Origin of the sequence: Streptomyces sp. NBC_00464, from assembly GCF_036013915.1 — a bacterium.
Lineage (GTDB): Bacteria > Actinomycetota > Actinomycetes > Streptomycetales > Streptomycetaceae > Streptomyces.
The window spans coordinates 6,347,217-6,370,539 of sequence record NZ_CP107899.1 but is presented as its reverse complement, the minus strand read 5'-3'; the positions used below and the strand labels follow the sequence as shown (position 1 = coordinate 6,370,539).

The 23,323-nt window shown below is 70.1% G+C and carries 16 protein-coding genes; 3 read left to right on the top strand and 13 right to left on the bottom strand.

The window, feature by feature from the left end; genetic code table 11:
• Positions 1–67 precede the first annotated feature (67 nt).
• Together OG912_RS28670 and OG912_RS28665 are read right to left on the bottom strand one after the other, a co-directional pair.
• Complete coding sequence (locus OG912_RS28670) at positions 68–1,327, bottom strand: serine/threonine-protein kinase (protein WP_327711854.1); 1,260 nt, start codon at positions 1,325–1,327, stop codon at positions 68–70.
• 97 nt (positions 1,328–1,424) lie between these two features.
• Positions 1,425–2,366: a serine/threonine-protein kinase gene (locus tag OG912_RS28665; RefSeq protein ID WP_327711853.1), complete on the bottom strand. Its 942-nt coding sequence runs from the start codon at positions 2,364–2,366 to the stop codon at positions 1,425–1,427.
• A 159-nt stretch (positions 2,367–2,525) separates the two neighbouring features.
• Between OG912_RS28665 and OG912_RS28660 the strand changes: the two genes are divergently transcribed.
• Positions 2,526–4,511 carry an N-6 DNA methylase gene (locus OG912_RS28660; protein ID WP_327711852.1) on the top strand — a complete coding sequence of 662 codons (1,986 nt, stop codon included), beginning with the start codon at positions 2,526–2,528 and terminating at the stop codon, positions 4,509–4,511.
• Positions 4,512–4,597: 86 nt separating this feature from the next.
• On the opposite strand, the gene OG912_RS28655 is transcribed toward OG912_RS28660, so the two are convergent.
• A complete protein-coding gene (locus OG912_RS28655) occupies positions 4,598–5,683 on the bottom strand; it encodes a S1 family peptidase (RefSeq protein WP_327711851.1) in 1,086 nt (361 codons plus the stop codon).
• A gap of 419 nt (positions 5,684–6,102) precedes the next feature.
• On the opposite strand from OG912_RS28655, the gene OG912_RS28650 reads away from it, so the two are divergent.
• Entirely contained in the window at positions 6,103–6,978 is an 876-nt protein-coding gene (locus OG912_RS28650) for an alpha/beta fold hydrolase (protein WP_327711850.1), read from the top strand.
• 54 nt (positions 6,979–7,032) lie between these two features.
• Here OG912_RS28650 and fxsT read toward each other — a convergent pair whose 3' ends face one another.
• The 4 genes from fxsT to fxsA all read right to left on the bottom strand — a co-directional run bounded on the left by fxsT (position 7,033) and on the right by fxsA (position 15,025).
• Positions 7,033–10,968, bottom strand: a complete 3,936-nt coding sequence (gene fxsT, locus OG912_RS28645; RefSeq protein ID WP_327711849.1) for an FxSxx-COOH system tetratricopeptide repeat protein — start codon at positions 10,966–10,968, stop codon at positions 7,033–7,035.
• Positions 10,952–12,310, bottom strand: coding sequence for a TIR-like protein FxsC (locus OG912_RS28640; RefSeq protein ID WP_326740537.1), 1,359 nt, complete (start codon positions 12,308–12,310; stop codon positions 10,952–10,954). Before OG912_RS28640 ends, fxsT begins: the two co-directional genes overlap by 17 nt.
• 211 nt (positions 12,311–12,521) lie before the next feature.
• Entirely contained in the window at positions 12,522–14,783 is a 2,262-nt protein-coding gene (gene fxsBH, locus OG912_RS28635; RefSeq protein WP_327711848.1) for a radical SAM/SPASM protein FxsBH, inactivated beta-hydroxylase extension form, read from the bottom strand.
• Positions 14,784–14,857: 74 nt separating this feature from the next.
• Positions 14,858–15,025 carry an FxSxx-COOH cyclophane-containing RiPP peptide gene (gene fxsA / locus OG912_RS28630; RefSeq protein ID WP_219571751.1) on the bottom strand — a complete coding sequence of 56 codons (168 nt, stop codon included), beginning with the start codon at positions 15,023–15,025 and terminating at the stop codon, positions 14,858–14,860.
• 226 nt (positions 15,026–15,251) lie between these two features.
• Here fxsA and OG912_RS28625 point away from each other — a divergent pair, with 226 nt between their 5' ends.
• A complete protein-coding gene (locus OG912_RS28625) occupies positions 15,252–16,178 on the top strand; it encodes a DUF4231 domain-containing protein (protein WP_327711847.1) in 927 nt (308 codons plus the stop codon).
• Positions 16,179–17,356: 1,178 nt separating this feature from the next.
• Here the strand turns inward: OG912_RS28625 and OG912_RS28620 are convergent.
• From OG912_RS28620 to OG912_RS28595, 6 genes are all read right to left on the bottom strand, one after another.
• Positions 17,357–17,836 carry a hypothetical protein gene (locus OG912_RS28620; RefSeq protein WP_326735365.1) on the bottom strand — a complete coding sequence of 160 codons (480 nt, stop codon included), beginning with the start codon at positions 17,834–17,836 and terminating at the stop codon, positions 17,357–17,359.
• Between the two features lie 230 nt (positions 17,837–18,066).
• Complete coding sequence (locus tag OG912_RS28615) at positions 18,067–18,966, bottom strand: S1 family peptidase (protein ID WP_326735366.1); 900 nt, start codon at positions 18,964–18,966, stop codon at positions 18,067–18,069.
• A gap of 264 nt (positions 18,967–19,230) precedes the next feature.
• Complete coding sequence (locus tag OG912_RS28610; RefSeq protein WP_327711845.1) at positions 19,231–20,031, bottom strand: DUF1684 domain-containing protein; 801 nt, start codon at positions 20,029–20,031, stop codon at positions 19,231–19,233.
• A 4-nt stretch (positions 20,032–20,035) separates the two neighbouring features.
• Positions 20,036–21,337: an NtaA/DmoA family FMN-dependent monooxygenase gene (locus OG912_RS28605; RefSeq protein ID WP_327711844.1), complete on the bottom strand. Its 1,302-nt coding sequence runs from the start codon at positions 21,335–21,337 to the stop codon at positions 20,036–20,038.
• Positions 21,334–22,401, bottom strand: a complete 1,068-nt coding sequence (locus tag OG912_RS28600; protein ID WP_327711843.1) for an LLM class flavin-dependent oxidoreductase — start codon at positions 22,399–22,401, stop codon at positions 21,334–21,336. The genes OG912_RS28605 and OG912_RS28600 overlap by 4 nt, the downstream gene beginning before the upstream one ends.
• An 87-nt stretch (positions 22,402–22,488) precedes the next feature.
• The gene (locus OG912_RS28595; RefSeq protein WP_327713575.1) at positions 22,489–23,241 is read right to left on the bottom strand and encodes an amino acid ABC transporter ATP-binding protein; all 753 of its coding nucleotides are present in this window, start codon (positions 23,239–23,241) and stop codon (positions 22,489–22,491) included.
• Positions 23,242–23,323: the final 82 nt, after the last annotated feature.

Genomic DNA, 23,323 nt, shown 5'->3' with positions numbered 1-23,323 from the left:
TGTCTCCCATCCGAGCGGCACGTCGCAGCTTAACATGTCGCAATTACTGTGAACAGAGATTACAAAGTCAAGTGCGGGGCATGCGATCGAGTCGCCTGAGGAGAGCGCGCGAACGCCCTCGGCGCGGGTCGTCCTGAGCCGGTGCGCGCTCCTCGTCATCGGCCAGTCGGCGCAGCAGTTCCGCCGCACGACGCCGCTCCCCCGCGCGCACCAGGAGCACCGCGATCTCGTAGCGCGTGTCCAGCACTCCGGGATCGGCCGGCCCCAGCAGGCTGCGCTGTTCCGCGAGTACGGACATGAGCTCGTCCAGCGCCTCCCGGGTACGGCCGAGCGCCCCGTCACACAGGGCGGTACCGACCCGGGCCGCGAGGACATCGGCCGGACCGAGGCCTGGGGCCGCGAGCAGGTCCCGGTACTCCTCAAGCGCGGGAGCCGGGTGACCCGATCGGCGCAGGGCCTCGATCTCGGCCAGCCGCGGATGAACGAGTGCGGCCGCGGCCGGTGCGGGAGCCCAGGCCGCGAGAAGCGCGCACACCTCTGCCGCCGAGCCGGGCCTGTTCCCCGGTTCCTTCTCCAGCAGCCCTTCCACCAGCTTCCGCAGCCCCGGGGGAACGCCGGGCCGAAGCCCTTCGAGCGGGGGCACGGGATCATTCGCATGCTGGTGGTACAGCATGAAGAGGCCGCCCTCCGTGAACGGCGGTTTCCCGGCGAGCAGTTCGTACAGGACGCAGCCGAGTGAGTAGAGGTCACTCGCCGGGACGGTCTTGCCGACCGCCTGCTCGGGTGCCATGTAGATCACCGTCCCGGGCGTGGCATTGGCCGCGGTGAAGCGCGTCTCGCCCGGGCGGGGTTCCAGGGCGGCCGCGACGCCGAAGTCCAGCACCTTGACCTCACCGGCGGGCGTGATCATCAGATTGGAGGGCTTGAGGTCGCGATGGACGACGCCTTGGCCGTGGGCATAGGCCAGCACGTCGGCGACGGTCCGGGCGACGGCGGCGGCCCGCTCGACAGCCAGGCCGCCCTCTTCCTCGATCACCGCGTCCAGGGCGCGGCCCGGTACGCGCTCCATCACCAGGTACAGCTCACCGTCCTGGCTGCCGTGGTCGTACACCTCCGGAATGCCGGGGTGACTCAGGCGGGCGGTGAGCCTCGCCTCGCGCAGAAACCGGCGTTCCAGGGTGGAGAGCTCGGAGCCGTACCCCCGGGGAACGAGCAGCTTGACGGCCACCTCCCGGCCGTCCACGGGGTCGAGCGCCGCCCAGACGACGCCCATGCCTCCCCGGCCCAGCTCGTGAGTGAGCTCGTACCGCCCAAGGCTTCGCCGCATCGCGCCCGTCCCCAGTTCCGGCGCCGACAGCGCCTGTCGCACCCCTACGACCGGAGCAGTGCGGCGCACCCGATCGGCGGCAACATCCTCTCACCGATCACAGGGGACGCGGCCCCTGCGGAACATGGAAGGGGCGGCGGGGATCCTCGGCAGGGCCGCGACGGGAGGCCCGGTCCGGGTCGGGGCTCGGAAGGTAGGAAGCGAGGGCCACGTACACCTCGGCGGCTGAAGCCGGGCGGTCATCCGGATCCTTGGCAAGCAGCGCGGTGATGAGCTCCTGCAGAGGGCCCGGAACATCCACGCCTGATGTCGCAGCCGACGGCGGGGGCTCGCCGAGGTGGCAGGAGACCAGTCGCGCCGGCTGGTCGGTGGCGAAGGGGGGTGCACCGGTGAGCATGTGGTGCAGGAGACAGCCCACCGCGTAGAGGTCGCTGCGGCCGTCGAGGGTACCGCTGCCGGACAGCAGCTCGGGAGAGGCGCAGAGGATGTTGCCGATCCCCTCCCCGGTCATGGTCAGGCGCGGGTCCACGTCCGCCAGCAGCTTGACGAGTCCGAAGTCCAGGATCTTGACGATCCCGTCACTCCGGACCATGACGTTCTGGGTCTTGAGGTCCCGGTGGACCAGTCCGGCAGCGTGAACGGCGGACAGCCCGGAACACAGCTGTGCGGCCACAGCCGCCGCCGTGGGCACGTCGAAGCGTTCGTCCTCCTGCTGGTCGAAGAGGTAGTCCAGGGTGGTCCCGTCGACCAGTTGCATCACGAGGCAGCAGATCTCCTCGGTGACCGAGGCGTCGTACACGGTGGTGACGTTGGGGTGGTCGAGGCGGGCCGCCGCTCGGGCCTCCCGCCCGAAGCGCGCCAGGGCCTCGTCACGCCCGCGCTCCACGGCCATCAGCTCGGACGCGATGGTCTTCACCGCCACGGGGCGGTCCAGGCGCAGATCGCTCCCCTGCCACACCTGGCCCATCACGCCCCGCCCGAGCACGGACTCCAGTCGGTACCGATCGTGCAGCACCATTCCCGGCGCGAACGTCTGCATATCTCCCACCCTCCACATGATTCACACACTGATGACACAAGCCGAGCCTGTGAACAAAGTCAATGTGCGTAGTAGCCTGCCAGAACAGCGGTTGCCGCTGGGAATGCCGACCCACAGGCCGGACAGGCCAGAGCCCGCCCCTCACCCGGAGAGCCTTCGATGAGCACAACCACCCCCGTACCCGTCAGCCTCGCCGAGATCGCCCGGATCGCCGGGGTGGGCCGTGCGGCGGTGAGCAACTGGCGCCGCCGTCACGATTCGTTCCCCTCCCGCATCGGCGGCACGGACGTCAGCCCGCAGTTCTCCCTGTCCGAGGTCGAGCAGTGGCTGCGCAGCAAGGGAAAGCTGTCGGACGCCGGGGCTCGCGAGTTCCTGTGGCCGCGGTTCGAGGCGCTGGGCAGTCGTGATGAATCGGGCCTCACGATCGCCGAGGCCGCGCGCCGGATGCGTGCGCCCCGGGCCCGTTCCACCGCATCGGCGCTGTCCGACGAAGCCCGGAGCCTGGTCGTGGACGCCGCCCGTCTGGGACGCAGCGAGGGGCAGCGCGAGACGTTCGAGTTCCTGTTGCAGCGCTGGCTGGACACCCATGTGCGCCAGCTCAGCACCACGCCTCCCCAACTGGCCCGGCTGATGGCCCGGATCGCGCTCGACAGCCGGCTCGGCGACGGGGAAGGCGGGCTCACGGTCTTCGATCCGGCCTGCGGCACGGGGCATCTGGTCGCGGCGGCCACCGAGGAGTACGACGGCCCCGGACTGACCCTGCTGGGGTGTGAGCGTGACCCCGCCCTGGCCGCGCTCGCCTCCGCGCGACTGGACTTCGCGACCGAGGGCCGGGAGGTCCGTACCGAGATCGAATCCGTCGACGCCCTGCGTGCGGATCCTTTCCCCGGGCTGAGGGCGGACATCGCCCTGTGCAACCCTCCGTTCAACGAGCGCGACTGGGGCTACGAGGAACTGGCTACGGATCAGCGCTGGACCCACGGTCTGCCGCCTCGCACCGAGCCGGAACTGGCCTGGGTCCAGCATCTGCTCGCCCACCTCAGGCCCGGCGGCACCGCTGTGATCGTGCTTCCTCCAGCTGTCGCCTCCCGCAAGGCCGGGCGCCGTATCCGGGGATCGCTGTTGCGTACCGGAATGCTGCGGGCCGTCGTGGCCCTGCCGCCCGGCTGCGCACAGCCGCACAGCGTTTCGCTCCAGCTGTGGGTCCTTCGGGCAGCTCCTGACGGACCTGTCGCAGGTCCCGTCGCGCAGGACGCCCTGCTCGTCGACGCGACACGTTCGGCGAGACCGGTGATGCGTGAGCAGGGGCCCGACTGGGCGGCCCTCACCGAGTACGTCCGCTCGGCGGTGTCGCAGCTCGACGCTACGGTGGACGCGCTGCCGGACGGTGCCGTGCGGGTGTCACTGCTCGACCTGCTCGACGACGAGGTGGACGTCACCCCGGGCCGGTACACCGGGTCCGGATCCGAACCGTCCAGGGTCGAGCTGACCGCTTCGTGGGGCGAACTGACGGGGTCCCTCGACGAGCTGGGCGAGCTGGTGAGCTGCCTTTCGAAGCTGGCCCTGACAAGCTCCGATCCGCAGACCACCGCCACAGTAGGGGACCTCGTCAAGGCCGGCGCCCTCACCCTGGGGACGGGGCAGCAGCCGGCGGACGCCACGGATGCCGGGCCCGGGGCCCGCCTGCCCCTGCTCACGGTGGCGGATCTGCTCACGGACGGCGTGCCTACCGGACGGGTGGACGCGGGTGCCCCGCACACGGTGGTGAACGACGGCGACGTGATCGTCGCCGGGGTGGTGCGCGCATTCAAGGCTTGGGTACACCAAGGCGAACCCGTTGCACTGGGACCGCAGTTGTACGTCCTGCGCGTCGCCCCGGAGAAGGTGGACCCCCATTTCCTCGCCGGATGCCTGCGCGCGCCCATGAACGGCCGGCAGGCAGGCACCCACGCCTCCAGCTCGTCCCGGGTCGACGTCCGCCGCCTTCTCGTGCTCCAGCTGCCCCTTGAGGAGCAGGCGGTCTACGCCGACGCCTTCCGTCGCCTCACCGCGTTCGAGTCCCTGTTGCACCGGACGACCGGCATCGGCCGCGGCTTGGTGGACGATGTGCGCGACCGGCTGGCGGCAGGCGGACTGACGACCTGACGGAGACAGCGCGGGACCGGATTCAGCGCGACACGGCGCATGGCCCCCGGCTGCGCCGGGGGCCGTGCGTCACCGCACCGAAAGCGTCACCCGATCTCCGCCCCGAACGCCGCCAGCGCCTCCGGCACCGGCTGGAAGAACGTCTCGCCGCCCGAGGAGCAGTCGCCGCTGCCGCCCGAGGTCAGCCCGATCGCCGTGTCACCGGCGAAGAGCGAGCCGCCACTGTCGCCGGGCTCGGCGCAGACCGTGGTCTGGATGAGGCCGTTGACGATGTCGCCGTTGCCGTAGTTGACCGTCGCGTCCAGCCCGGTCACCTCGCCGTCGTGCACCTGGGTGGTGGAGCCGCTGCGCGTCACCGTCATCCCGACGGTCGCCTCGCCCGCCTTGGTGATCGGCTGGGTGGAGCCGTCGTAGAGGTCGACCTCGCTGGGGTGCGCGGTGCCGGAGGTGTACTTCACCAGGCCGTAGTCGTTGTCGGGGAACGACGAGCCCGCGTTCGTACCGATCTCCGCGCCGCCCTGGGAGTCCGACCAGCTGGAGATCGCCTCCGTGCAGTGCCCGGCGGTCAGGAAGTACGGTTCGCCGCCCTTGACCACGTTGAAGCCGAGCGAGCAGCGCCCGCCGTTGCCCCAGATCGCGTCGCCGCCCGCGATGAACGGCTTGAACTCCCCGGCGGACCTCTTGAGCTCGGCCTTGCCGCCCAGCCCCTCGACCACCGAGCTGAGCTGCCGCCAGGCATCGCCCTTGACCGTACGGTCGGCGGTGACGACGACCTTGTTGCCGACCGGGTCGACGGCCCACGAGGTGCCGGGGATCGTGGCCTTGCCGGTCAGGGTCTGCCGGGCCGACTTCAGCTCGGCGAGCGAGTTCTGCACGACTCTCGCCTTGCCGCCCGCCTGCCGGACCTGCTCGGCGGCGGCCTCGTCGACGACGTTCATCACAAGGTTCTTGGCGGTGGCGTCGTAGTACGCGCCGGCCGCGTCGGCGCCGAGGTCCTCGCCCAGACCGGTGGCGAGCTTTCCGGCCGCTGCCGCGTCGAGCGTCCGGGCGGTGAACTGGGGTACATCGTCACTGGCGTTCGCACTCTGGAACGTCACTCCTGTTGCGACCAGGGCGACCGCGGCCGAACCGGCCAGCACTGCGCGCTTCCTGGACATGTGTCGATGCTTCAACTTCGACCTCCCGTGGGGCCGCGCACGGATGATGTGGGGTCGCCCGTACGCGGAGGATGGGGCGCCCACTATTCCGACCGCCCAGATAGCACACAAGGCCGACTTCAGGACGCACACACGACAACACCGGTTCGGTCGTGCCATGTTCACCAACCGGTCTTCAGGCCGTGCCGATTCCTTCTGCGAACACCCGGTGCAACCGTCCGGTCGGCAGCGCGTGAGGACTGGTCCTGTCCGATATCCGCCCCTGCTGATCCGATTCCCGGCGCATCCCCGGGGAGCCTGCCCCGGCCCGCTACCCCAAAGCCTCCCGGATTCTCCCCACGCGCCATCCCCGTAACGGCTCTGATGGGTCATCATCAGATGGTGCGGGGAAAGCCGGGCACGTCGTGCCCGCAGGAATCGCGAGGAGGCACGGAGTGCGCAGTCGGGTGCGCGTGGCCGACGGGCGGCAACTGGTGGTGGAACGCCTGGGGGATCCTCGCGGCAGACCGGTCTTCCTGCTGCACGGGATGCCCGGCAGCAGGCTCGGTCCGGCGCCGCGGGGCATGGTGCTGTACCAGCGCAAGACACAGCTGATCACCTACGACAGGCCGGGATACGGCGACTCCGACCGGCTGCCCGGCCGTAGTGTCGCCGACGCGGTGCAGGATGTACGGGCCATCGCGGATCACATGGGACTCGACCGGTTCGCCGTGGTGGGCCGGTCCGGTGGGGCGTCACACGCCCTGGCCTGCGCCGCGCTGATGCCCGAGCGGGTCACCCGTACCGCCGCCCTGGTCGGACTGGCCCCCCGGGACGCCGAGGGCCTCGACTGGTTCGAGGGGATGGCCCCCTCCAACGTATTGGCGTACACCACGGCGAGATGCGATCCGGACGGGCTCGCACAGTCGTTCATCTCACGGTCCGCGGTGATCAGGAAGAATCCGGTGCAGCTGATCGACGATCTGCGCCAGGAGCTGACCAACTCCGACCGGATGGTGGTCAACGACGTCGGCGTCCGCACCATGCTGTTGCGCAACTACCGTGAGGGGTTGCGAACTTCGGCATACGGCTGGATCGACGACGCGCTCGCGTTCAGTCACCCATGGGGCTTCGACCCGGCCGACATCACCGGTCCGGTGCTGCTGTGGCACGGCGAGAAGGACGTGTTCTCACCGGTCGGGCACACCCGCTGGCTGGCGAGCCGCATCCCGGGCGCCACCGTTGTGGTGGAACCGGCGGCGGCGCACTTCGACGCACTGCACGCACTCCCCCGCATCCTCAACTGGCTGCTGGACACCTCCGAGAGCTGAGCGACGAGCACGGGGGGCGTCCGGCCACCGGCCGGACGCCCCCCGTGCCGTGACTCACACCGCCTGCGGTTCCAGTTCGCGCTGGAACCGGCGCTCGTCCCGGGCGATCCGGGTGAGCGGATGGTCGTCACCGAGCTGCCGGGACAGCTCCTCGACTGTCTCCATCCTGACCTGGAGCGCCTCGTCCTTGCGCCCCATCGCGTCGAGCGTGACCGCCATGTTCGACTTCATGGCCAGCGTCTCCGGGTGGTGTGCGCCCAGTACCTCCCGGAACTGCGTGGACAGCTCCCGCTCGGTCTTCAGCACCAGGTCGAGATCGCCCCGCTCCGCCGTGGCATTGGCCAGGTTCATCACGCTGAACAGCGTGTTGGGGTGCGCCCGCCCGTACACCTCGCGCATCGAGGCGACCACCCGGGTCAGTACCTGTTCCGCCTCCTCGGCCGCACCGGTCCCCCAGAGGTAGACACCCAGGTTGTTCAGGGCCGCCAGGGTGTACGGGTGTTTCTCGCCCGGCACCTTCACATACTGGTCGACGACCTCCTGGGCGGTGGCCCGTGCGTCGGCCGTCTCACCGCCCGCGAACAGGTCCGCCGCCAGATTGAGGTCACAGGCCAGCGACTCCGGATTGGCTGAGGTGTACTTGGCCTTGTACCGGGCCCTGGTCGCCACCGTGAGCCGGCGGGCGTCCTCCAGCCTGCCGGCCCGGCGCAGCGAGACCGCGAGGCTCTTGGCCGCGCTGAGCGTGCCGGGGAAGGACCGGCCAAGGGTGGCCTTGTAGCTGTCGTACGTACGGCTGAGGATGCCGACCGAGTCCTCGTACCGGCCGACGTCCCGCAGGTCGCGGGCCAGGTTCATGGCCGAGGAGAGGCTGTACGGGTGCTCCTCGCCGAGCACCTCGCGGCGCCGGTCGAAGACGTCCTGGTCGATCTCGCGGGCCTTGGCGTACTGGCCGATGGACCGCAGGGTGAACGCCAGGTTGTTGGCCGCGGCCAGGGCCCTGGGGTGCGAGTCGTGGAAGATCTGGTTGAACCCGTCGGTGGCCTCGGTCGCCAGCTCGATCGCCCTGGTGTACTCGCCGAGCGTGCCGAGGTCGGTGGCCAGGCTGCTGGTGCTCATGTACGTGTGCGGATGCTCCGGGCCGAGCACCTCCCGTTGTGTCGCCAGGGTGATCTCGTCGAGCTCCATGGCTTCCACGTAACGGCCGCGCGAGCGGTAGATGTTGGACAGATGGAAGCAGAGGTAGAGGTACTGGATGTCCCGCTCCCCCAGCGTCTCGCGCCAGATCTCGCGCAGCTCCTCGCAGAGCGTGGTGGCCGTCCTGAAGTCACCGCGCTTCCACAGGTAGCGCACCCGGTCGATCAGGAGCCTGCGGGCCTCGGGCTCCTTGCAGTTGCGGGCGTCGGACGGGCCGAGGTGCGGCCATATCGAGGCGAACTGGGGCCAGTTGGCCGGGTTGTCGATCGGCTCGTCGTCATCGGGCCGGGCACCCGCCAGGATGCGGTGGACCGCGTGCCGGGCGTCCCGCTGCTCCTCCTCGGTGAGCTGGGCCCGGATGACGGCCTGGACCAGCCGGTGCACCTGGATGGAGTTGGAGACCTGGTCGACCTTGGCGAGGGCGAACCGGCCGATCTCCCGGATGACGCGGCCCAGCACCAGCTTCTCCTGGAGCGAGGCGTCGTACGGCTTCAGCGCCTCGATCATCTCCTTGCTGTACAGCAGGTTCCCCGAGATCGGCTCGGGGGCGAAGAACGCGCAGAGCTGGAGGAGGCGCACCGCGGCGGGCGAGCGCTCCTTGAGACGCTGGATGGAGATGTTCCAGGTCGCGGCGACCGGCTCGGGGTATCCGGCCGGCTGATTGAGCGCCAGGACCTCCGGTGCCTGCTGGGCCAGCTGTTCCAGGTAGGTGTCGATCGGGGTGGCGGTCTCCGCGATCCACGCCGCCGCCTGTTCGACGGCGAGCGGCAGATCACCCACCGCGGTGGCCACCTGGGCGGCGTCCTCGTCGCTCAGCCCCGGTGCCCTGCGCTGGAGGTGCTCGATGGACTCCTCGCGCAGGAAGACGTCGACGGGCAGCGCGTCGCCGTGCTGGGACCAGGCCTGGTTGCGGGAGGTGACCAGGATGTGGCCGGAGCCGCCCTGCGGGAAGTAGCGCCGAAGCCGTTCGGGGTCGTCGGCGTTGTCGAAGACCAGCAGCCAGCGGTCCGACGGCACACCGCGGCGCAGCAGGTCGACGGCCTCCTGGGAGGCGGCGGCCATGTCGTCGCCGCCCTGGGCACCCAGCCGGACGGCGAGTTCGGCAAGACCGGCGACCACGTCGTCGGTCTGCTCGGACGATATCCACCAGACCAGGTCGTAGTCGGCCATGAACCGGTGCACGTACTCCAGGGCGACCTGCGTCTTGCCGACGCCGCCGAGTCCGTACAGGGTCTGCGGCTGCGGGAGCACGACGGCCATGCCGCCGCCGAGCTGGTCGCGCATCCGCTCCAGGACCAGGGAGCGGCCGGTGAAGCCGGGGTTGCGCGGCGGTGCGTTCCAGATCCGGGGGACGGTGCCGGGGAAGCGCGGTCCGGGCGAGACCGCGTCGGTGAGCTGTACGGGCCGGTCCAGGGCGCGTAACAGGGCGGCGGTGGCGTGCACCTCGTCGAGCCGGAACAGGTCGACGGGGTTGCGGTCGATGTAGGGCGCGGACAGTCGTACGTCACCGACCCTGAGCGGCAGCAGATGGCGCCGCCCGCCGCCCGGGTCCTCGGCGACGGCCCGGTCCCAGAGGCTCACCGCGCGCTGCGACTTGAGGTACGCGCTGGAGAGCAGCACCACGGTGCGGACCGCGTTCTCCGTGGTGACGGTGGTCGCGTCCTGGGGGCCCCGCTCGGCGGACACGTCTCGGGGCACGACGCGGAAGCCCGCCCGGGTGAGGACGGACTCGATCCAGTCGGCCCACATCCGGTTCTCCGCCACATAGCTGAGGAAGAGATCGGCGGGCAGCGCGGGCCTGCGCCGGGTGAACGCGTCACGGATGCGCAGCCGCACCTCTTCCCCGACCGGGGGCATCGAGGTGATCTGCTGGTCCGTGATGACGGAGGTGAGCCGTTCGAAGGCGGAGAGGAGGGAGTTGGTGAGCCCCGCCTCGTCGCCGAAGGTGGCCAGCGTCTCCTCGTACGCGTAGTAGGGGCGGTACGGGATCTCCACCGCGCCCCAGTAGGCGGTGAGTTCGTCCCCCGACAGGTCGCGCGGCAGCCGGTCGAACTTCAGCCGGGCCAGGGCCCGGCCGGCGTCCGCCTTCTCCTTCTCGCCCTCGTCGATGCGCATCGGGACGGGGAAGATGGAGATGGGGCGGCCGGTGTACCGCTCGGAGATCTGCCGGGCGACCGAGGCGGCGCCGTCGATGGACTGGTCGCTGAGGGTGAAGCAGTCGACGAGCACATCGGGCAGGTGGACGGTGCAGATGTCGGCGATGTCGCTGAGGCCGGTGCGGCTGTCGATGAGGACGTAGTCGTAGTTGGCCTTCATGTCGTCGCGCAGGGCGTCGAAGAAGTGGCCGCCGCCGAGCCGGTCGTAGAAGTTGTCCCAGTCGAAGGTGGAGACGGTCGCGGAGTATTCGCGGTTCTGCCGTCCGGCGGAGACGAAGTCGAGCGTTCCGCCGTGCGGGAACTCCCAGCCGAGCGCCTCGGGGGTGAGCGAGACCGCGTGCGGCTGGATCCGCGCGTACTCCCGGTGCCAGTCGTCGGCCCGCTGCACCGGGCTGGTCGCGGCCCAGGCGTACTCGGTGATCAGATCGATCACACCGGTGGTGGCGCCGAGGGTCGAGGGGTCGAGGAACGGGTGGAAGAACCGGTGGAGTCCGGGGGCCTCCAGGTCCCAGTCGACAGCCAGTACCCGCTTGCCGTTGGCGGCGAGAATCCAGGCGGTGTTCGCCAGGGCCATGGTGCGCCCGGTACCGCCCTTGTACGAGTAGAAGGTGACGATGCGCCCGTCACGACTGGCCGTCATCCGTGTCCTCCGCATCCGTCGCAGCGTCATGTGTATGGGGGATGTACTGGGTCTGCGCCATCGGTCCCATCAAGCGCGTCCGTTCGGTGGGTCCTCCGCCGCCGGTGGCGGGCAGATAGACAGCCGCGTGTCTCAGGTACTGCTGGGCGGCCACCTCGACCACCTGCGGCAGGATCTGGCCGAAGGCCTCCATGCTCGGTACGCCCTTGGCCGCGGCGCGGCAGTAGGCCCGGCCCTGGCGCATCTTGGTCGGCATGATCTGTTCGAGCTTGGCGGCCAGTTCGGCCTCCGCGGCTCTGCTCTCGTGGTCGTCGCGGTTCCACGGCACCACCATCGTCACCCAGGGGCGATGCTCCGCGTCGAAGGCGGCGAGCCGCCTGCACCGGTCCTCGTCCTGGAGCGCCCAGCGATCGACGAGGAGGATCTCCGGGGTGGTGGGCTGCTTCCCGACCGGGAGGCCGGCCTCCTCGTCGAAGGAGGCGATGGTGGCCTGGTAGTTGAGGGAGCGCACCAGGTCCTCGGCGACATACGCCAGGGGCCGTGCGGCATCCGGGTGGTAGGGGTTCCAGTCCTGCGGGTTGTCGCCGTAGTAGTCGGCGTTGCGCCCCTCGGGCAGGTCGTGGCGGGTGGCGGCGGCGATGGTCACCTGCATGGGGCGGGGGCCGCCGGCGGCCCCGCTGCTCGGCGAGCCGAAAGCGCTGGGGGCGAGCCGGTAGTCGACGGGCCGGCCGGTGCCGATCCGTACCGAGTCGGCGACGCTGACGATGCGTTTGGCGAGCTCGTACACCGCACGCTCGTACTCCTCGTTGAAGAGCTTGAGCTTGATCAGTCCGTACAGTCCGTCGCTGACGTAACGGTCTCCGAAATCACGGTGGTTGAACTGTAATCGCTCGGCCGGTCCGGGCAGCTGGCTGGGTGGCACCGGCACCCAGAGCGCCGGGACGATCGCCTCGGCGGGCTGGTTGGAGCGGGCCCGGTGGTGGATGGCGCGCTGGGCGAAGGCGTACCACTCCTTGCCGCACATCTCACTGGCGAAGTAGCGCGGCGAGAACAGCGGTACGAACACCCGGCAGGTGGCGAGCACCTCGCCGAGCCGTTCCGACCAGCCCTCGCCGGAACGTATCTCGCGGTCGATGAAGCCGGCGGGGGCGCCCGCGGGCAGGTCGGTCATGGCCATCACATGGCCACAGAGATCCTGGAAGAGCCGCTCGACCCACATGTCGGGGTCCGTGCCACCGCCGTACCCCGGTGTGTGGGCATAACTCAAGAAGAAGTACGGCCGATGGTCCGCCGCTCGCTGCTGCGTCGTCGCGTGCACACGACCCCCGTCCTGTGTGAGCACCCGCACCCGAGGAGTGAAGAGAATGCGAGCGAATTCATCATTCCGGAGCGGACCTTGCTCCACCCCCATGACGTTCGGTCAATCAACGCCATTTTTCGGTCATCTGTCCCCAGGCCTTGTCGATCACGCCTCTGCGCGCATGCGATCTGAGGCCGTTCCTCCCGGTTGTCCCGAGTCTGCGACCACCCTCCCCCGAACCGGAATTCTGTATTCAGAATTCTTTTCGCATCAGCGCCAGCAGTCGTTTTCCACCGACGGTGAGTTCGGCCGCGCCTTCGAGCGTGTCGAGCGCCTGCGGCACACCGTCCCGGTACCGGGAATCGAATGCCGCGAGCGCCAGCCGTTCATAGACGTCGGCCAGCAGCCGGGAAAACGGAACCAATTCTTCCCGCCAGGGCATTCGATGTTCCCAGGAGCCGTCCGCCGCGTAAAGATCCGTGACGTCCACAAGTGCCCGGAATCTCGCCCGACGCACTCCGCGCAGCAGCGCGAGCGCCAGCGTGCCGGCGCTCTCGTCCGCCCCGATGCCGAGCGCGCCGTATCCGTGCCGCCCCACCGAGGGCTCGCCCGGCGCCAGGCCGGTGAGCGGGGTGAAGGTGAGCGGGGTGAAGGCGAGCGGGCCGTCGGCTCCCGCCGCGCCGTAGGCGGGAGCCCGCTGCCCGATCAGCGCCCAGGCCTCGGCGAGCTCGGCGCCCAGACGGTCGCCCGCAGCCGCGTCGAGCGTGGGGGCGACGGGTGCGCCGAAGCAGTCCCGGTACGGGTCGAGATCGTCGATGACGAAGCCGTGCCCCGGGAACGGGCCGCCCAGCAGGGCGAACCCGCGCACCGGCAGCCAGCCGGGCCCGGCCTCGGCGGACCGCTGGATCCGCCGCTCCGCCGCTCCGGCGGCAGGCGCGACCAGGAACCCGTCCCCGGCCGCGCGCACCAGCACGGTGCCGCGCTCCCCCGGTCCGGCGACCGTCAGCCGGCCCAGGGTGGGCAGGACGAGCCCGCCGTCCCGGTAGGGCGCCGGCGCCCGCAGATCGAGGCCGGCCCGCACGGCGGCCGCGGCAAGAAGGGTCTGCAGACCGTCCGCGGCCTGTGAAGCCGCCTCCGGCCGGTCCTCGTGCAGGGCGTCCAGGGCGTCGAGCAGCCAGGTGCGCGTGTAGGGATGGGCGAGTACGCCGTCCAGCCCCCGGGCCCCTTCCTCCGAGCCCTCCAGCGCGGCCGCCAGCTCCCACGCCGCCGCCCACCGCTCACCGCCCCTGCCGTCCAGGTCCGCGTGCAGCCGGGCCAGCAGGGTGCGGGTGAGGTCCTCCTGGGCCGCGAGCAGTTCGACCGGATCCGCGACCGCGGGCGCCACGGTGTCCGCGGGCGTACGGGCCTCGATGCCGCGCACCAGGGCGGCGAGGTCATGGCAGTACACGGACGGGTTGTCGAATCCCTCGCCATCGCCCGCGGAGCTGTAGCGGTGGGTGTACAGGCCTCCCCCGCACGAACGTACGACGGGGCAACGGCGACACGTCTCGCTGACGCCCTCCAGACCGAGCTGCCTGGCCCGCACCCCGGGGTGTGCCGCGACCTCGTCGAAGGCGTTCGCGAAGACGTCGAATCCGGTGTCCGCCGCGCCCTCGTAGGCGCTCTTCAGCGAGTCGACCTGCTCCAGCCGGCCGTCGGTCTCGACGACGACGAGGTCGGTCGGCGCGAGGCCCAGTGACTCGGTGAGGCTGGGGCCGCCGTTCAGCGTGGAGGCGACCGAGGAGAAGATCCGCACGGGCACCGGACGCCCCCGCTCCTGCCAGCGGTCGAAGACCGCGAGGAGCCAGTCGGCGTAGGCGGTGGGCGATCCGTCGGGCCGCGGCGGCGGGTCGTCCCAGGTGGCATGGGGAAGCAGGAAGTCGATGAGCGGCGGTTCGAGCTCCGTGAGTGCGTCGAGGACCGCGACCGGGTCGTTCGCGATGTCGATGGTGCACAGGAGGCCGAGGTTGAGATGGCGATAGCGCTCCTGCCGGAGCAGCTCGACGGCCTTGAGCACCAAGGGGTGACTGCTGCGCCCGTCGGCGAAGCGGCGGTGCCGGTCGTTGGCCTCGCGGTCGCCGTCGAGGGAGATGCCCACCTTGACGTCGTACTCGCTGAAGAGGTCGAGATAGCGCGGGCTGAGCTGCAGGCCGTTGGTGTGGATCCGGAGATCGAGCGCGGCGACGCCATCGAAGGCCGACGTGAGCTCTTCGCAGATGCGCCGCAGCCGGGCGGGGCCAGCAAGCAGTGGCTCCCCTCCGTGCAGGATTACTGACACGGAGGGCAGTGCGTGTGTCTTGGCATGCTCAGCCAGGCGCTGAGCAGTCCGGAAGATGACTTCATCAGAGATTGTTTTCGGACGGGTTCGCCAGCTCTGATCGGCATGTTCGTAGACATAGCAATGGTCACAGGCAAGATCACACCTGCTGTGAACCTTGAGGACTACTTCGCGGAAAGGGACCAGGGGTCCTGTCATTCCACCAGTCTAGCCAGCACGGAAGGGTGATCCGGCAAACCGGCCGTCCCGGAGGAGTGATCCGTAATGCGGGGTCAGAGAGAGGAGTTGAAGGTGGATGCCTGGCTGGGGCGACCGGCGGAGGCAACATGCACCCGACCGAGCTTCCTGGCTGCTTCGCCACCACGCGCGTCGATCGCGGCGAGCGGCACACGGCTCTTCTTCGCAACGGCGAAGGAGAGGGAGGATTCAGTGGTCTTCACGGCCGTCCTTGAGGGGATTCGTTCCGATGGAATGGTTCCGGACAGGAAACCAGCGTTGGTACCTGCACCATTGCAGTGTCCGGCGGCACGACTTTACTCTCATGACCTCGGTTGGCAACTGAGGACGCCCACTTGGAACGAGAGCGTCACACGGGACCGGCCACGCTCGACCGGAACGATAGATTCCGCCATCAGGGTGACGAAATAACCGCAGACGGGAGTGAACATGACGGCGATTCCCGGACCACTGCAGAGCATGGTCTTCAGGAACGCTGATCTGCCGGAGCTCTTTCACCACACGGATGCCATTGCGATCGCCCGCCAGCGGGAGGCGGTGAATACCACCCGCTGGCAGCTCATCCTACTCGTCGCGGGCACGGTCCCGGCCGCCCTGCCCTGGCGCGCGGAGGTCGCCGGCACGCTCCAACTCACGGACTGTGCGGCAGCGTTGGCCTACCTCGGCGTCCTGGTCACCACCTACCTCACCTCCCGGCGCAAAGCCAAGTCCCATTGGCAGCTCAATCGCTCGGCGGCAGAGTTCATCAAATCGATGTGCTGGCGCTACTCCGTGCATGGCTCACCTTTCGATACCGGCACACAGCATCCCGAAGCAGTGTTCGCCAACCGGCTCGAAGAGGGGCTTCAGGAACTTCGCAAGGTGGGCTGGTCCGACCCCCGGGACCAGACGGCCGATTCCGGCGGGCTCATCACCGATTCCATGCACGCATTGCGGGACAAGGCTTTCACCGTGCGCAAGGAGACCTATGTGCGTGACCGGCTGATCGAACAGCGGAGCTGGTATCGCAGGCGCCAGGAGGTGTCCCGGCGGGCCACCCTGGTCTGGTCGACCACCATTGCCGGGCTGACCGCCCTCGCCCTGGTCCTCGCCCTGTTCAGGGCCTTCTCGACCGGACAGTCCTTCGCACTGACCGGGGTGCTCTCAGCGGCGGCAGCCGCCTGTCTCGCCTGGTGCGAGATGCGCCGTCACCACCCGCTGATCTCGGCCCACTCCCTGGTGGAGAAGGATCTGGAGTCGATGCAGATAGCGATGGAGACCACACTGAACGAGCGGCAGTGGCCCCGGGCGGTGTTCGAGACCGAACGCATCGTCTCCCCCCAGCACACCGACTGGCTCGCCCGGCACCAGATGTGACGCTGCCTCTCGAAGCAGAGACGGGCCCGCCACCGGAAGGGTGACGCGCCCATTGATCTCTTCGCGAGGGGTCAGCGGCGGGTGCTCATCCAGAGGACGAGTACTGTCACCAGGCCGCTTCCTGCCTGGTAGGCCGCTCCGCGGAGGGCTTCGTACCCCAGATCGAAGGAGCGGTGTCCACGACGCTTCAGGTAAACCCGCAGGCCGCGGAGGGTCCGCCGGGACACTCCCTCCCGAACGGCGCTGTGCTCGTCACCTTCCGAGCTATTCTTCATGTGGTGTCCTTTCATGCTTCCGCTTGACATGGCACCGCGCGAGGAGCTCGCCTCGACTCACTTGGCCTAGGAACCGGAGTCGGGGCAGAGCTCCTTTTGCGTTACCGGGATTCTACTCGGCGCCCGACGGGAGATCGGAGCCCGACCGCGCCAGTACGCCACACCGATGACGGATGGTCAGGTGAGGGTGATCGCCCTTCAACTTCTTTGCTGAAGAGGCTGGTTGGCACGGACAACGCCTTGGAACTTGCACTCTTTCAACGTCCGGCGGCACGACTTTACTCTCATGACCTCTTTACTCTCATGACCTCGGTTGGCAACTGAGGACGTCCACTTGGAACGAGAGCGTCACAGGACCCGACTCGATCGAACGGAACGGTAGATTCCGCCACCGGGGTGACGACATAACCGCAGACCGGAATCATCACGACAGCGATTCCCGGCCCCCTGCCGAGCACGGTCCTCAGGAACGCCGATCTGCCCTCTCACCACACGGGCGCCATGACGATCGCCCGCCGGCGGGAGGCCGTGAATTCCGCCCGCCGGCAGCTCATCCTGCTGGTCGGAGGCACGTCACCGGCCGCGCCACCCCGGCGCACGGAGGCCGTGGACCCACTCCAGCGCGGACAGCGCGGCCATGCCGGCCTGCTTCGGCATCCCGGTCGCCACCGACCTCACCTCCCGGCGGAAAGGGAAGATGCATGGGCAACTCAATGACTTCGCAGCGGAGTTCATCAAATCGATGAGCTGGCGCTTCTCCGTGCACGAATCACCTTCGATACCGGCACACAGAACCCGGACGCCTCGGGCGTGACCGGCCGAACGAACAGCGACATTGGTACCGCAGGCGCCAGGAACCCCGGTGGACCGCACGCGCGGCCCGCCACCGCCCATGACGGGCCATCAGGCGCGCTCCACCCCGTCGCGCCAGATCACGGTGACCGGGCGACCGAGCCCGCGGGCGTACGTCACGATGTCCCCCGTGCCGCCGAGGCCGCGGGCGGGGCGGCCGTCCCACACGGCGAGCAACCGGTCGCAGTGGTCGGCGATGTAGGCACCGGCCGCGTAGTACGCCTCGTCGGTGGAGTGCGGGAAGTCCAGTCTGACCTCCCGCGCGGCGCGGGCCTTGAGGGACCGGTAGCGGGCCAGTTCGGCACCGTCGGCGAAGCACGCCTCGTAGTCGCCGCTGGGGATGACCACCGTCAGCTGGGCGCCGTGGGCGAGGGCGAGGTCCGCGAAGAGCTGGTCCGCGCCGACGGCCAGGCTGGACAGCGCCTCCACCGAGCCGTCGAATCCGTGGAACGCCGCGCGCATCGACGCCAGCACATGGTCATGGGCTTCCTGCGGAATGCTGCGGTGACCGGTCACTCCGATGCGTTTCACGGACCTGGAACCCCCTGGGATGTCTGCCGGGGGTTCCCGGAGGGCGTCCCTCCGGGAGACGCAGCGTCCGCCCCCGTTGCTCCTGCGTGACCGTCCTGTGTCACATCCTCTCAAAAGCCGCGGCCCCAGCGGGAGCCCCCGCCCGTAATTCGGGCGGGGGCTCGGCGTGTTCGAGGTGCGCTTTCGAGGGACGGGCCGGTTCCGGGGGACAGATCCGGCCGCCCGGTGCGTCAGTAGACGCTGACGCCGTACGCGCTGAGCGCCTCGGTGACCGGCTGGAAGAACGTCGTACCACCGGAGCTGCAGTTGCCGCTGCCGCCCGAGGTGAGTCCGATCGCCCTGGAGCCGGAGTAGAGCGGACCGCCGGAGTCACCGGGCTCCGCACACACATTCGTCTTGATCATGCCGTAGACGATGTCGCCGCTGCCGTAGTTGACCGTGGCGTTGAGCGCCGAGACGGTGCCGCTGTGGATGCCGGTGGTGGAGCCGCGCCGGGTGACGGACATCCCGACCGTGGCGTTCGCCGCACTGGTGATGTCGACGCTGCCGACGGTGCCCTCGTGGGAGACGGCGGCGTTGTCGTAGCGCACCAGACCGTAGTCGTTGGTCGGGAAGCTGGAGCCGACCGTCGGGCCTATGTAGGTGGTGTTCGAGGAGTTGGTGTACCAGGGAGGGTTGCCGTCGGTGCAGTGACCGGCGGTCAGGAAGTAGTACGTACTGCCGCTGCGGACGTTGAATCCGAGGGAGCAGCGCCAGCCCGGCGCGTAGATGGCGTCACCGCCGGAGAGCAGCTTGCTGAACTTCCCGGAGGTGCGCTCGATGCGCAGGGCACCGGCGTTGGCGCCCGCGGAGTCCTTGATCTGCTGGATCTCCGAGGCGGAGACCGTGCTGTCGACCGTGACCACGAGCTTCTTGGTCACCGGGTCGACGTTCCAGGCCGTGCCGGCCACGTCGGCGCCGAGGACGGCGTCGCTCGCGGCGGAGAGCTGGTTCGCGCTGTACGTTCCGTTGGAGCTGGCCTGTGCGCTGGGGACGGCGAGTGCGGCAACCGCCACGAGACCTGCGGCAATGGCGACGGCCCTGCTGCGTCTCGCGGCAGTGCTGAGGGGGGTGGTGCGCTTGATCCTCACTTGTTTCCTCCCGAGGGGAGTCGGGGGTCCGCCTGTGGGGTGGTCGGACCCGTGAGGCGCAGTCATGGGGACGGACGTCTGTACGCATTTCGAATGTGCCGTGCCCCTGACAAGCGCTGCTCGGGAGTATTCAAGGCGTCAACTTCTTACGCAAGACCGCCTTTTGGCCTGAGCTTCCCGGATCCCGGGTGTCGGCGCGTATGCGTCCGGCCCCGGCGCAGGACGGTCTGCCGGGGCCGGACGGGGGTGGGCGGAGGCCGTGATTCAGCCGTCGGTCCGCCGGCGCTCCCCCGCCTCGACGGCGACGGGGAGGGTGTTGCCGGGCGGCGGGAAGGGGCAGATGAAGTGGTCCGCGAACGCGCAGGGCGGCAGCAGCGCACGGTTGAGGTCGACCGTCACCGACCCGTCGTCGGCGGGGGCGGCGGGCCGCAGGAACCGGAAGCGGTAACTGGTGTCACCGCTGGTGGCGTCCGCGAAGACGGCCCAGAGCGAGCCGTCGCTCTCGACGGCGACCTGGAGCGTGTGCTCGACACCGTCCAGCGCGAAGGCGATCTCGCCGCCGAGCCCCAGTCCGCGCTCGACTCCGTCGGCGTTCTCGACCCGGACGGTGCGGGAGATGCCGTACGGACGGAAGGTGCCCGGCACGGCCCAGCGCGGGTCGTACGGTGTGGCCTCGATGGCGCGGAAGGCGCGCCGCGCCGCGGAGTCCGGGTCGAAGTCCCGTACCGCCCACAGGCCTTCGCGGCTCAGCAGGACGAGGCGACGCTCGCCGTGCGCCACCCGGGAGGCGCCGATCGGGCCACGGTCGGCGCCCAGCCGGACCTGGCCGGTGAAGGGCTTCCCGTCGACGCTCAGGCCGTCTTCGGAGCCGGCGGTGAGCAGCACCTCGTCGCCGTCCTCCTGCCAGTGGCCCGGGACGGCCGGAATTCGACCGTCCGGGTAGTCGGAGAGCCAGTGGGTGCCGGTGAGGGAGAGTGGCCCGTGCGGTGCGGCGACCGTGGCGGTGCGCTCCTGGTGCCAGTGGTTCCAGTCCCGTGCTTCCTGCTGCTGTGCGTCCGTGCTCATGCGGTCAACCTTTCCATACCGGCTCGGCGATCCCGAGGTGCGACCGCAGCGTGGAGCCGGTGTACGCGCTGCGGAACACCCCCCGTTCCTGGAGGAGCGGAACAACCTGGTCGACGAAGTCGTCGAGGCCGCCGGGGATGAGATGGGGAACGAGGACGAAGCCGTCGGCGGCCCCCGTGGCGACGAATTCGGCCATCTCGGCCGCGACGGCCCGCGGGCTGCCGACGAACGCCGGCCGACCCGTCGCCTCGATGACGGTCTGCCGGATGGACAGTCCCTTCTCGCGGGACAGTTCGCGCCAGCGCGCCGCGACGGCACGGGAGTCGCCGTGCCGGACCCGGCCCCGGCTCGGCGCCGATGCGGGCTCCGGGTCGCTCACGGGCAGCGGCCCGTCGGGATCGTACGAGGAGAGGTCGCGGCCCCAGACCCGCTCCAGGGCCACGATCGCGTTCTGCGGCGAGACCTGCTGGAGGCGGATTCCGGCAGCCCGTTCCCGCGCCTCGGCATCGTTATCGCCGAGCACCACAGCGACGCCGGGCATGATCTTCAGGTCGTCCGGCTCCCTGCCGTACTTCGCGAGCCGTCCCTTGACGTCGGCGCAGAACGCGCGGCCCGCCTCCGGGGTGCCGTGCCGGGTGAAGACGATGTCGGCGGCGGACGCGGCAAACTCCCGGCCCTCGGGCGAGTCCCCCGTCTGGATGACGACGGGGTGCCCCTGCGGGGAGCGCGGGACGGTGAACTCGCCCTCGATGGAGAAGTGCCGGCCGTGGTGGGCGAAGGGGCGCGGGGTGCCGTCGGGTGTCCAGGAGTCCCACAGCTCGCGGGCGGTGGCGACGAACTCGGCGGCGCGGGTGTACCGGTCGGCCGGGTCGAGGTAGCCGCCGCGCCGGAAGTTCTCACCGGTGAGGGCGTCGGAGGAGGTGGTGACGTTCCACGCGGCCCGGCCGGAGCTGAGGTGGTCGAGGGTGGCGAGCCGGCGCGCCAGTTCGCAGGGCTCGTTGAAGGTGGCGCTGACGGTGGCGGCGAGGCCGAGCCGGTCGGTGACTGCGGCCAGCGCGGCCAGCACGGTGAGGGACTCGGGACGGCCGGCCACGTCCAGCTCGTGGATCAGGCCGTTGTGCTCGCGCAGCCGCAGCCCTTCGGCGAGGAGGAAGAAGTCGAAGAGCCCGCGTTCGGCCTTCCGCGCGAGGTGTTCGAAGGAGGAGAACTCGATCTGGCTGCCGGAGCGGGGGTCGTCCCACACGGTGGTGTTGTTCGCATCCGGGAAGTGCGCGGCGAGATGCAGCTGTTTCGGGGCGGCTGTCATACCCGTGCTCCTTGGCGGGCGTACCGGTTCGCCGGGCGGGCCAGGCCCAGGTGCTCGCGGAGGGTGCCGCCGGGGTGGAAGGTGCGGAACAGGCTGCGGTGCTGGAGCAGGGCCACCGTGCCGTTGACGATCCGTTCGAGATCGCGCCCGGGGGTGATCGGGGTGAGGTGGAAGCCGTCGACGGCTCCGGTCCGGTGCCACTGGGTGATCAGGTCGGCGAGGTCGACCGGACCGCCGCGGTAGTACGTGCCGTGCCCGGCGAGCGGCGGTCCGCTCTCCAGCCCCGGTTCCGGGGCCGATTCGGCGTCTCCGAGGTCGACGGTGAGCGCGGCGAGCACCCGCAGTGTCCCGGGGGCACGTCCGTGTGCGGCGGCGCGGCGGTGCACGTCGTCGCGGATCTCGGCGGTCCGCTCGGGTGTGGTGGCCCGTACGAGCACCACGTCGGCGTGGCGGGCGGCGGTCTCCCTGGCCGCGTCCGCCGTACCGTCGATGACCGTGACCGGGCGGCCCTGCGGGGGCCGGGGCACGACGGCGGGTCCGCGGACGCCGAAGGCGGTTCCCTCGAAGTCGGTGTGGTGCAGCTTGTCGCGGTCGAGGAAACGTCCGGTGGCGGCGTCCCGGATCTCGGCGTCGTCCTCCCAGCTGTCCCAGAGACGCGCTCCCACGTCGGCGGCCTCGCCGGCCTCCCGCCACAGTTCGGCAGCGGGCGCGGCGGGGCGGCGGCCGAACAGCCGGGCCTCGGCGGCCGTCGTCGACACGTCCACGCACCAGCCGGCCCGGCCTCCGCTGACCCAGTCCAGTGTGGCCACGGCGGACGACACGTGGAAGGGCTCGGTGTGCGTGGTGGTGACCGTCGGCACGAGCCCGATCCTGCGGGTGTCCGGCGCGACCCGGGAGAGCACGGCGAGCGCGTCGGGTCCCGGCCGGGCGAACGAGTCGCCGAGGGTGACGAAGTCCAGGGCCCCGCGCTCGGCGAGACGGGCGAGGCCGGTGTAGTGAGCGGGGTCGTAGCGGGGCGGGCCGCCGATCTCGGCGGCCAGGTGAAGAGGGCGGAGGTGTGACATGGCGGGCTCTTTCGGAAGAGTTCGGGAGCGGCTTCGGGCCCCGGGTGCTGGGCCGCAATGCCTTGACGGGCAGGGAGTGCGGGAGTCTCACAGCACCTTGGAGAGGAAGGCGCGCGTGCGTGCGTGGCGCGGCCGGTCGAGTACGTCGGCGGGCGGGCCCTGTTCGACGATCCGCCCCTCGTCCATGAAGACGACCGTGTCGGCGACCTCACGGGCGAACCCGATCTCGTGGGTGACGACGATCATCGTGGTGCCCTGCTGCGCCAGGTCCTTGATCACGTCGAGGACCTCGCCGACCAGTTCGGGGTCGAGCGCGGAGGTCGGCTCGTCGAAGAGCAGCAGTTTCGGTTCGACGGCGAGGGCGCGGGCGATGGCGACGCGCTGCTGCTGACCGCCGGAGAGCTGCCTCGGATACGCCGTCGCCTTGTCGTCGAGTCCGACGCGGGCCAGCAGCCGGTGCGCGGTGACGGCGGCCTGCTGCTTCGTGCGGCCGAGCGCTGCCACCGGGGCCTCGGTGACGTTGTCCAGGACGGTGAGGTGGGGAAAGAGGTGGAAGTTCTGGAAGACGAAACCGATGCGGGTGCGGCGGCGCAGGACCTCGCGCTCGGGGAGTTCGTACAGTCTGTCGCCCTTCCGGCGGTAGCCGACGAAGTCCCCGTCCACGGTGATCGAGCCCCGGTCCGCCTTCTCCAGGTGGTTGACGGTGCGCAGCAGGGTGGACTTCCCGGAGCCGGAGGGGCCGAGGATCACGGTCACTTCGCCGGTGCGTACGGACAGGTCGATGCCGCGCAGTACGTCGAGGGAGCCGAAGCTCTTGTGCACGCCCCGGATCTCGACCATGGGCGCGGCGGGCCCGTGGCCGGGCGCGGCGGCCGGTTCGGTCTTCGGGGGACGGCTGGTCGTCTTCATGGGGATGTCCTCG

Coding starts and splice junctions, on each gene's coding strand:
- OG912_RS28595 (WP_327713575.1), bottom strand. CDS start 23,241: ATGGTCGAGATCCGGGGCGTGCACAAGAGCTTCGGCTCCCTCGACGTA.
- OG912_RS28625 (WP_327711847.1), top strand. CDS start 15,252: ATGACGGCGATTCCCGGACCACTGCAGAGCATGGTCTTCAGGAACGCT.
- fxsBH (WP_327711848.1), bottom strand. CDS start 14,783: ATGACAGGACCCCTGGTCCCTTTCCGCGAAGTAGTCCTCAAGGTTCAC.
- OG912_RS28665 (WP_327711853.1), bottom strand. CDS start 2,366: ATGCAGACGTTCGCGCCGGGAATGGTGCTGCACGATCGGTACCGACTG.
- OG912_RS28610 (WP_327711845.1), bottom strand. CDS start 20,031: ATGAGCACGGACGCACAGCAGCAGGAAGCACGGGACTGGAACCACTGG.
- OG912_RS28670 (WP_327711854.1), bottom strand. CDS start 1,327: ATGCGGCGAAGCCTTGGGCGGTACGAGCTCACTCACGAGCTGGGCCGG.
- OG912_RS28600 (WP_327711843.1), bottom strand. CDS start 22,401: ATGTCACACCTCCGCCCTCTTCACCTGGCCGCCGAGATCGGCGGCCCG.
- fxsT (WP_327711849.1), bottom strand. CDS start 10,968: ATGACGGCCAGTCGTGACGGGCGCATCGTCACCTTCTACTCGTACAAG.
- OG912_RS28660 (WP_327711852.1), top strand. CDS start 2,526: ATGAGCACAACCACCCCCGTACCCGTCAGCCTCGCCGAGATCGCCCGG.
- OG912_RS28605 (WP_327711844.1), bottom strand. CDS start 21,337: ATGACAGCCGCCCCGAAACAGCTGCATCTCGCCGCGCACTTCCCGGAT.